7 protein-coding genes are annotated in these 8,409 nt (G+C 65.1%); 6 read left to right on the forward strand and 1 reads right to left on the reverse strand.

From position 1 onward, the window contains the following. The first annotated feature begins 43 nt into the window (after nt 1–43). From L2A60_RS16230 to L2A60_RS16245, 4 genes are read left to right on the forward strand one after another with little or no spacing between them, the layout of a single operon-like run. Nucleotides 44–1,075 carry a 2-aminoethylphosphonate ABC transporter substrate-binding protein gene (locus tag L2A60_RS16230; RefSeq protein ID WP_235705496.1) on the forward strand — a complete coding sequence of 344 codons (1,032 nt, stop codon included), beginning with the start codon at nt 44–46 and terminating at the stop codon, nt 1,073–1,075. Beyond that, entirely contained in the window at nt 1,075–2,223 is a 1,149-nt protein-coding gene (locus L2A60_RS16235; RefSeq protein ID WP_235705497.1) for an ABC transporter ATP-binding protein, read from the forward strand. Before L2A60_RS16230 ends, L2A60_RS16235 begins: the two co-directional genes overlap by 1 nt. Nucleotide 2,224: 1 nt before the next feature. Continuing rightward, a complete protein-coding gene (locus tag L2A60_RS16240) occupies nt 2,225–3,100 on the forward strand; it encodes a 2-aminoethylphosphonate ABC transporter permease subunit (protein WP_235705498.1) in 876 nt (291 codons plus the stop codon). Next, nucleotides 3,084–3,884: an ABC transporter permease subunit gene (locus L2A60_RS16245; RefSeq protein WP_235705499.1), complete on the forward strand. Its 801-nt coding sequence runs from the start codon at nt 3,084–3,086 to the stop codon at nt 3,882–3,884. Before L2A60_RS16240 ends, L2A60_RS16245 begins: the two co-directional genes overlap by 17 nt. 14 nt (nt 3,885–3,898) lie before the next feature. Here L2A60_RS16245 and L2A60_RS20780 read toward each other — a convergent pair whose 3' ends face one another. Beyond that, entirely contained in the window at nt 3,899–4,753 is an 855-nt protein-coding gene (locus L2A60_RS20780; RefSeq protein WP_235705500.1) for an EamA family transporter, read from the reverse strand. A 140-nt stretch (nt 4,754–4,893) separates the two neighbouring features. On the opposite strand from L2A60_RS20780, the gene L2A60_RS16255 reads away from it, so the two are divergent. Next, nucleotides 4,894–5,694, forward strand: a complete 801-nt coding sequence (locus tag L2A60_RS16255) for a DeoR/GlpR family DNA-binding transcription regulator (protein WP_235705501.1) — start codon at nt 4,894–4,896, stop codon at nt 5,692–5,694. 89 nt (nt 5,695–5,783) lie between these two features. Then, nucleotides 5,784–8,306, forward strand: coding sequence for a GcvT family protein (locus L2A60_RS16260; protein ID WP_235705502.1), 2,523 nt, complete (start codon nt 5,784–5,786; stop codon nt 8,304–8,306). The last annotated feature ends 103 nt before the right edge of the window (nt 8,307–8,409 follow it).

Below are 8,409 nucleotides of genomic sequence, written 5' to 3' on the forward strand. Positions count from 1 at the left end.
AACGTAATAACATAGAATCAACAAACAATGGAGGAAGCAGAAAATGCGCACGAAGACCGCCTTTGTTGCCATCTGTATCGCGTCAGTGTTGGGATGGGGTTCCGCACAGGCTCACTCCGCGGTCGTGACGATCTACAGCGCGGACGGCCTGCACGATGGTTCGCCCAACTGGTATCAGACCGAGTTCGATGCTTTCACCAAAGCCACCGGCATCAAGGTTCAGTATATCGAAGCCGGGTCGGCCGTGGTGGTCGACCGCTTGAACCAGGAAAAATTCAACCCGCAGGCCGACGTTCTGGTGACGCTGCCGCCGTTCATGCAAGAAGCGGCGGCGGAAGGATTGCTGCAGCCGTTTACCCCCGCGGGAGCGGACCATATTCCGGCCGCCGAAAAAGATAAGCGCGGTATGTTCGTTCCGATGGTCGATGACTATACCGACTTCATCTACGACAAGGCCGCGCTGCCCCGGCCGCCGAAGACCTTCAAGGATCTCCTAGAGCCGAAATTCAAGAACAAGATTCAATACTCCACGCCCGGCGAGGCGGGCGACGGGACGGCGATGCTGCTGCAGGTTTTCCGGGCTTTCGGCAGCAAGGATGCGGGCTTTGCCTATCTGAAGGCGCTGCAGGTCAACAATCTGGGGCCATCCTCTTCGACCGGCAGGCTGACCGAGCTGGTCAACAAGGGCGAACTCTGGGTCGCCAATGGCGACATCCAGATGAACGCCGCCCAGATCGCACAGAATCCCAATGTCCGGGTGTTCTGGCCGGTGGGTCCGCACGGCAAGCGATTCGCGGTTGCGATCCCCTACTATATTGGCCTGGTGCACGGCGCGCCGCACCCCAATGCGGGCAAGAAACTGATCGATTTTCTGCTGAGCAGGAACGCGCAGGCGCAGGTCAGCCGGATCGCGTGGGGATTTCCGGTCCGACAGGACGTACAACCGAAAGACAAGAACTACGAGCAGCTGCATAAAATGATGCAGGGTGTCGCGGTCTGGGTCCCGGATTGGAAACTGGTGATCCAGAGCTTCAAGCAGGACCTGGCTCGCTATCAGCGGGAGACTGGTAGCTGATGGCACCCGGCGCAGTGATCGACGATGTCCGCTCCGCTGTGCGGGCCGGGTCATCCTGGTCTTCCCCTAAGCTCGGCAGCGGGATCGGGTTCGAGGACGTCACCGTCTCCTATGGCAAACTCGTTGTCCTGGCGTCGCTGAGCCTGACGATCGAGCCGGGCGAGATCATGGCATTGATCGGGCCGTCCGGCTCGGCGAAGACCACGGCATTGAGAGCGGTCGCGGGTTTCGTCCGCCCCGCCAGCGGACGAATCCGCATCGGTGAGCGCGATGTCACCGATTTGCCGCCGCATGCGCGTGATATCGGCATGGTCGTGCAGAACTACGCCCTGTTTCCGCATATGCGGGTGGAAGACAATGTCGCGTTCGGGTTGCGCGCGCGGCGCGAGGCGAAGGAGGCGGTGAAACAGCGCGTGGCCGAGTGCCTGCGGATGGTCGGCATGTCGGCCTACACGCAACGTTATCCGCGGGAGCTGAGCGGCGGGCAGCAGCAGCGCGTGGCCATCGCGCGCGCGCTGGCCGTGCGGCCGCGGGTATTGCTGCTGGATGAGCCCCTTTCGGCCCTGGATGCGCAGATCCGCCACTCCATGCTGCAGGAACTCGCCCGGCTGCACGAGGCGATGCCGTCGCTGACGGTGCTTTACGTCACGCACGATCAGACCGAGGCGCTGACCTTGGCCGATCGCATCGCCATCATGCGCGATGGCCGGCTGGTCGCTTCCGGGCCGTCCCAGGCGCTCTACCGTGAGCCGCCGACCCGGTTCGCCGCGGAATTCCTGGGCCGCGCCAATCTGTTGCCGGTCACGCTCGAGGCGGCGGATGCCGGAGACGGTCTTGCCCGCGTCCGGCTTGGCGAGATTTCGCTGCTGGTCAAGGCACGGCCTGGCCTGTCGGTCGGCCGCGACTGCCTGTTGTGCATCCGCCCTCACGGTATCGCCATGCGGCCGGGCGGGAGGCCCTCCAACGAATTGACCGGAGTCGTGCGCGCGATGCAGTGGCAGGGCGATCTCCACAGCGTAACGCTGGAAACGCAAGGCGTCCTCATCCGCATGATCTGCGCTCCGCTGCGCGATCCGCCCTCGCTCGGCGTCCGGTTCCCGATCCATTTCGCCGCCGAGGACGCCACCCTGATCCCGGAGGACGCATAGCATGACCAGCATCGCCGCTCCGGCGATCCGCCGGACTTCGTTCAACACGGGATGGCAGTGGGTTCTGCCGCCGCTGTTCTTTCTGTCCGTGCTGTTCTTCTATCCGCTCGCGCTGATCGTTCGCGAGTCCCTCCTGGGGCACGGACGGTCGCTCTCGCTGTCGCACTATGACGCGGTGTTCACCTCGGGCTTGTTCCAGGATGCTTTGCTGCACACGATCGTCATTGCATTGGCCGCCAGCGCGGGCTGCCTGGTTCTCGGCTTCGTGCTGGCGCTGGTGCTGTCCTTCGTGGCGTTTCCCGGCGCGCGTCTTCTGGCGCGGCTGATCGACACGTTCATCGCCCTGCCGACCTTCCTGGTGGCGTTGTCCTTCACGTTCATCTACGGCTCGGCGGGAATTCTGAACATATCGCTGATGCACCTGCTGCATGTGCGTTTGCCGCCGGTCGATTTTCTCTACTCGGCATGGGGAGTGATCCTCGCGGAGGTTACCGTATATACCCCGTTCGTCCTGCGACCGCTGCTCGCCAGCTTTTCGCTGATCGAGCCGGCGCAAATCGAGATCGCGAACAGTCTGGGCGCGGGACCGTGGCGGATCATCCGGCAGGTCATCCTGCCGGCGGCGATTCCCGCCCTGCTGGCCGGCGGAAGCCTGTGCCTTCTGCTGACCACCAACGAATTCGGCATCGTGCTGTTCATCAGCGCGAAAGGCGTCATCACGCTGCCGCTCCTGGTCTATGACCAGGCGGTCCAGGAATTCGACTACACGACGGCCTGTGTCATCGCGGCCGCCAATATCGGCCTTTCGCTGACCCTCTACTCGCTCTATCGGATGATCATAACGCGATTTGGAGGCTTCCGTGCTGGTTTGGTCTAGGTCCGGCCGCATCGGGGCATGGCTGCTGTTCTCGCTCCTGTTCGGGGTGATCTATGTGCTGCCCGTTGCGGTGATCGCCATCGCCAGCTTCGCGGGACAGTGGAACGGCGTGCTGCCGAGCCATCTGACATTCGCGCATTACGCGCGGGCGGTACACAGCAGCCTGAGCGCTGAACTCCGCGTCAGTCTGATCACCGGCGTGATGGCAAGCGCGGTCGCGCTGGTGGTGGGCACTTGGGCGGCGCTGGCCTTGCGGAAGATATACGGGGCTTCGCGGCTGGTGCTTGACATCGTTTTTTTCATCCCGAGCGCCGTGCCGTCAGTGTCGGTCGGGCTGGGTCTGCTGGTCGCGTTCAGCCGGCCGCCGATATTGCTGAACGGCACGATCGCCATGGTGGTGGTGGCGCACTTCGTTCTGACCTCGGCCTTTACCTACGGCAATGTATCGGCGGGGCTGGCGCGCCTGGGGCCGGAGTTCGAGCAGATGGCGGAAAGCCTCGGCGCCCGCCCCGGCTACCGGCTCCGGCATGTAACGCTGCCGCTGATCACGCCCTATCTGATCGCCGCGTTCAGCCTCAGTTTCGCGCTGTCGATGGGCGAACTGGGCGCGACGATGATGGTGTATCCGCCCGGCTGGAGGACGCTGCCGGTGGGGATTTTCGCGCTGGCCGATCGCGGCGACATATTCGAAAGCGCCACCCTGACGGTCCTTCTGGCATGCGCGACGCTTGCGGTGCTCGTGGGGCTATCGTATATTCCGACCAGGGCGGCGTCGCGCCGTTAGTTTTGATGTTGATGTTAGTGGATGAGCAGAATGCCGCCCATGATGAGCAGCGCCGCGACGCAGCGGACCGGCCGGAACGCCTCTTTCAGGACAAAGGTGGCGATCGCCACCGAAAACAGCACGCTGGTGCCGCGCAAGGCGGCGACGACGGCGATCGGCGCCACCGTCATCGCCCAGATGGCGATCCAGTAGGAGGCGACTGACATCGCACCTCCCAGCAGCCCTTGGCGCGCGTGGCGCAGCAGCTTCACCAGCGGGGAGACGCCGCGGCGCCAGAGCGCGAAGAGCGGCAGCGGCAGACCATCGAGGACGAACAGGGCGGCGGCATAGGCGCCGGGGTTTCCGGCGGTGCGCGCGCCAATCCCATCGACCAGGGTATAGAAGGCGATGATGAGTGCGGTGAGCAGCGCGAAGGCGATGGCCTTCTGGTCCATCGCGATACTCCGGCGTCCGCCCAACGATATGAGGATCACGCCCGCCCCGAGGATCACCACGCCGGCCGTGGCCTGCGCGCTGACCGGCTCGGCGACCAGGAGAAACGAGGCCAGGGCGGTCAGCAGGGGGGCGCCGCCCCGCGCGATGGGATAGACTTGGCTCATCTCCGCGCGCCGGTACGCTTCTGTCAACGTCACGTAGTAGCCGAGATGAAGCACCAGGGAACCGAGCAGCCATGGCCACGAAGCCGCCTTTGGCACTCCCAGGACAAGCAGGAACGGCAACCCGATCAAGCCTGCGCTCGCGGTAATCAGGGTCATCACCAGGAACGGTTCGAGACGCACCTTGAGGAAAGCGTTCCAGCCGGCATGCAGCGCGGCCGCCGCGAGCAGCGCGCCGAACACGACGGGGCTCGCCGTGAGAGCCGGCGTCACCGGAAACAGCCGATGCCGGCCTTTCGCAGCCCCGTCATGCCATATGCGTCTTCCATGTGCCCTCTTTTTCTCGACAACCGCTTCGGTTTTCACGTATTGCCACAAATCTATCGATAATGCCACATGTCGGAGTGACTTCCATGGCGACGCCAATTACTACGCCCACCCCGCGGAACCGACCCCTCGCGACCTCGCGGCATGACGAAATCCTCAAGCGGATCGCGGTGGCCGGGGCAATCAGCGTCAGCGAACTCACTGGGCTGTTCGGCGTCTCGCGCGAAACCATAAGGCGCGATCTCCGGTTCCTCGCGCAGCAGGGCCGTCTGGACGTCGTGCATGGCGGGGCGGCGCGGCGGGAGGCGAGCGAGCCCGCGCTCGATCTGCGCGCTTCGGAAAATGCGCAGGGCAAGGCCGCGATCGGCCGGCTCGCAGCGACCTTCGTCGAGGACGGGATGGTCGTGCTTCTCGATTCCGGCACAACGACTCTCGCCGTGGCGCGAGTGCTCGTCGCCCGGCGCAACCTGACGGTCTGCACCGGCAGCCTGGCGATCGCACAGTTGCTGTGCCGGGTGCCGGGGACGCGCGTGCACATGCTCGGCGGGGAGATCGATCCGAATGACGAGGCGACCTTTGGCATCGACACGCTCGAAGCGATCGGGCGGTTTCGCGTGGACGCCGCGTTCATCGGCGTTGGCGGCCTGTCGGACGACGGCGAGATCACGGATTACAGCCGGATCGGCGCGGAGCAGCGGGGACGGATGATCGCGGCCGCTCGCGCGGCTTATTTCGTCGTGGACCACACCAAATTCGGCCGGCTGACACCTGTCCGCATCCCGAATTCCAGGGGCGCGGCGGGGATTGTCGCGGATCTGCCGCCGCCTGCCGGGACGCTGTCGGCGCTCGCGGATCGCGGATCGCGCCTGTTCGTCGCCGCGCCGTGAAATGTGACATTTTGTAGTTTTATGTTGTATTATAGGGTGAATCACGTATCCTGCGCTTGATGTGAATCTTTTCAAGGAGCAGTTATCTGATGGCAGACGATTTTCCGACCCAGGCTCGCGCGGTCATCATCGGCGGCGGCATCGTGGGCTGCTCGCTGGCCTATCATCTGACGCGCCTCGGGTGGCGGGACGTGGTGCTGCTGGAGCAGGGGCGGCTGTCGAGCGGGACGACCTGGCACGCGGCCGGGCTGGTCGGTCAGTTGCGCAGCCACGCGAACATGACCCGGCTGATCCGCTACTCGACCGAACTTTACGCCGCGCTCGAGGCGGGGACCGGCCTAGCTACCGGCTGGAAGCAGTGTGGCTCGATCACCGTGGCGCGGACCGCCGAACGGATGACGCAACTCAGGCGTACGGCATCTACCGCCCGCGCCCAGGGCGTGGAAATCGAGGTGCTGACCCCCGCGCAGGCGGGCGAAAAATGGCCGATCATGCGCACCGGCGACCTGGCCGGCGCGGTGTGGCTGCCCGGTGACGGCAAGGCCAATCCGACCGACCTCACCCAGGCGCTCGCCCGTGGCGCTCGCGCTCGGGGGGCGCGGATTTTCGAGCAGACCCGTGTTGCGGGAATCCGGCTTAAGGACGGTGCCGTTTCGACGGTCGAGACCAATCGCGGCACCGTTGCCTGCGATGTCGTCGCGATCTGCGCCGGGCAATGGTCGCGCGAGATCGGCCGGATGTGCGGGGTCACGATTCCGCTCCATTCGGCCGAGCATATGTATATCGTGACGGAACGGATCGACGGGGTTCATCCCGACCTGCCTGTCATGCGCGACCCGGATGGTTACATCTACTTCAAGGAAGAAGTCGGCGGTCTGGTGATGGGCGGCTTCGAGCCGGATGCGAAACCCTGGGGCATGGACGGCATCCCGGCGGATTTCGAATTCCAGCTATTGCCGGACGATTGGGATCAGTTCGAGATTCTGATGAAGAACGCGCTGGAGCGCGTGCCGGCGCTGGAAACCGCGGCGATCAAGACCTTCCTGAACGGGCCGGAGAGCTTCACGCCGGACAACAACTTCATCCTCGGCGAAGCGCCGGAGACGCGGAACGTATTCGTCGCGGCGGGATTCAACTCCATGGGCATCGCCTCCGCCGGCGGGGCGGGCCGTGCGCTCGCCGAATGGATCGTCGGGGGCGAGCCGTCTTTCGATCTCTGGCCGGTGGATATCCGCCGCTTCGCGCGGTTCAACGGCAACCGGGTCTGGCTCAGGGACCGGGTCAAGGAGGTGCTCGGCCTGCACTACGCGATGCCCTGGCCGAACCACGAGCTGACCACCGCACGCCCGTTCCGTCGCTCTCCGTTGTTCGACCGGCTCGCCGCGAAGGGCGCCGTGTTCGGCTCGAAAATGGGCTGGGAGCGCCCGAACTGGTTCGCGCCGCCGGGCATCGAGCGGCGCACCGGGTATTCGTTCGGACGGCAGAACTGGTTCGCGCACGTGGCGGAGGAACATCGTGCGTGCCGCGAAGGCGTCGCGCTGTTCGACATGACGTCTTTCGCCAAATTCCTGATGCAAGGCCCCGATTCCGAGCAGGTATTGCAGACGCTTTGCGCCAACGATGTCAGCGTTCCGGCAGGCCGGTCGGTCTATACCCCGATGCTGAACGAACGCGGCGGGTTCGAGAGCGACCTGACGGTCGCACGGCTCGCACCCGACTGTTTTCTGATCCTGACCGGCACGGCTCAGGCGACCCGCGATGCGCACTGGATTCGCGGTCACATCCCTGGGTCCGCCAGGGCGGTTCTGACCGACGTGACCTCGGGCTACGCGGTGATCGGCGTGATGGGACCACGGTCCCGCGAGCTTCTGGGCCGGGTGACGCATGCGGCGCTCGATCAGGCGGACTTCCCGTTCGGCACCGTGCGCGAGATCGGCATCGGCTATGCCACGGTCTGGGCGAGCCGGCGCAGCTACATGGGCGAGCTTGGCTGGGAACTCTATGTGCCGTCGGAATTCGCAGTGACGGTTTATGAAACCCTGGCGGAAGCGGGCGGCGATCTCGGGGTCAGGGATGCCGGCTACTACGCGATCGAGTCGCTGCGGCTCGAGAAGGGCCATCGCGCCTGGGGCCGCGAGCTGACGCCCGACGACAACCCATGGGAGGCTGGCCTTGGCTTCGCCGTGCAGCTTGACAAAAAAGGTGGGTTCATCGGTCGCGAGGCGCTCGCGGCGGCCAGGGGCCGGCCGTTGACCCGGCGTCTCGTCTCGTTCCTGGCGACCGCGCCGGACACGCCGGCCGCATGGGGAGGCGAGCTTGTCACCGCGAACGGCGACCCGATCGGCGGGATCACTTCGGCGGCCTATGGCTATACGCTCGGCGGCGTCGTGGCGCTCGGCTGGGTGCGGTCGGCGGGCGAGCCGATCGACCCGGCCTGGCTCGCCGAGCGTCGGTTCGCGCTCGATGTCGCGGGCGAGCCGGTTCCGGTGCGGGCTAGTCTCCGGCCATTTTCTCGGGCGCGAGATTGCCCGCCCGATCGTGCCGCGATCGGTAACAGCGATGGACGATATTCAAACGATGCATTGGACCACTACGCGAGGGGATCATATTGATCTGATTGATGTGAGTGCGGAACTGCCCGGCGGGGGGGGGGGGGGATGCGAGTGACGGTAACGCTGACATTTCTCGATCTCGCGGGGGCGGTCGCGCTGCTGC

Origin of the sequence: Acidiphilium iwatense (assembly GCF_021556475.1) — a bacterium.
Classification (GTDB): Bacteria; Pseudomonadota; Alphaproteobacteria; order Acetobacterales; family Acetobacteraceae; genus Acidiphilium; species Acidiphilium iwatense.

What these genes read in the sequence shown, in the direction of transcription:
- L2A60_RS16230 (WP_235705496.1), top strand. Translation starts at nt 44, where the DNA reads ATGCGCACGAAGACCGCCTTTGTTGCCATCTGTATCGCGTCAGTGTTG.
- L2A60_RS16235 (WP_235705497.1), top strand. Translation starts at nt 1,075, where the DNA reads ATGGCACCCGGCGCAGTGATCGACGATGTCCGCTCCGCTGTGCGGGCC.
- L2A60_RS16240 (WP_235705498.1), top strand. Translation starts at nt 2,225, where the DNA reads ATGACCAGCATCGCCGCTCCGGCGATCCGCCGGACTTCGTTCAACACG.
- L2A60_RS16255 (WP_235705501.1), top strand. Translation starts at nt 4,894, where the DNA reads ATGGCGACGCCAATTACTACGCCCACCCCGCGGAACCGACCCCTCGCG.
- L2A60_RS16260 (WP_235705502.1), top strand. Translation starts at nt 5,784, where the DNA reads ATGGCAGACGATTTTCCGACCCAGGCTCGCGCGGTCATCATCGGCGGC.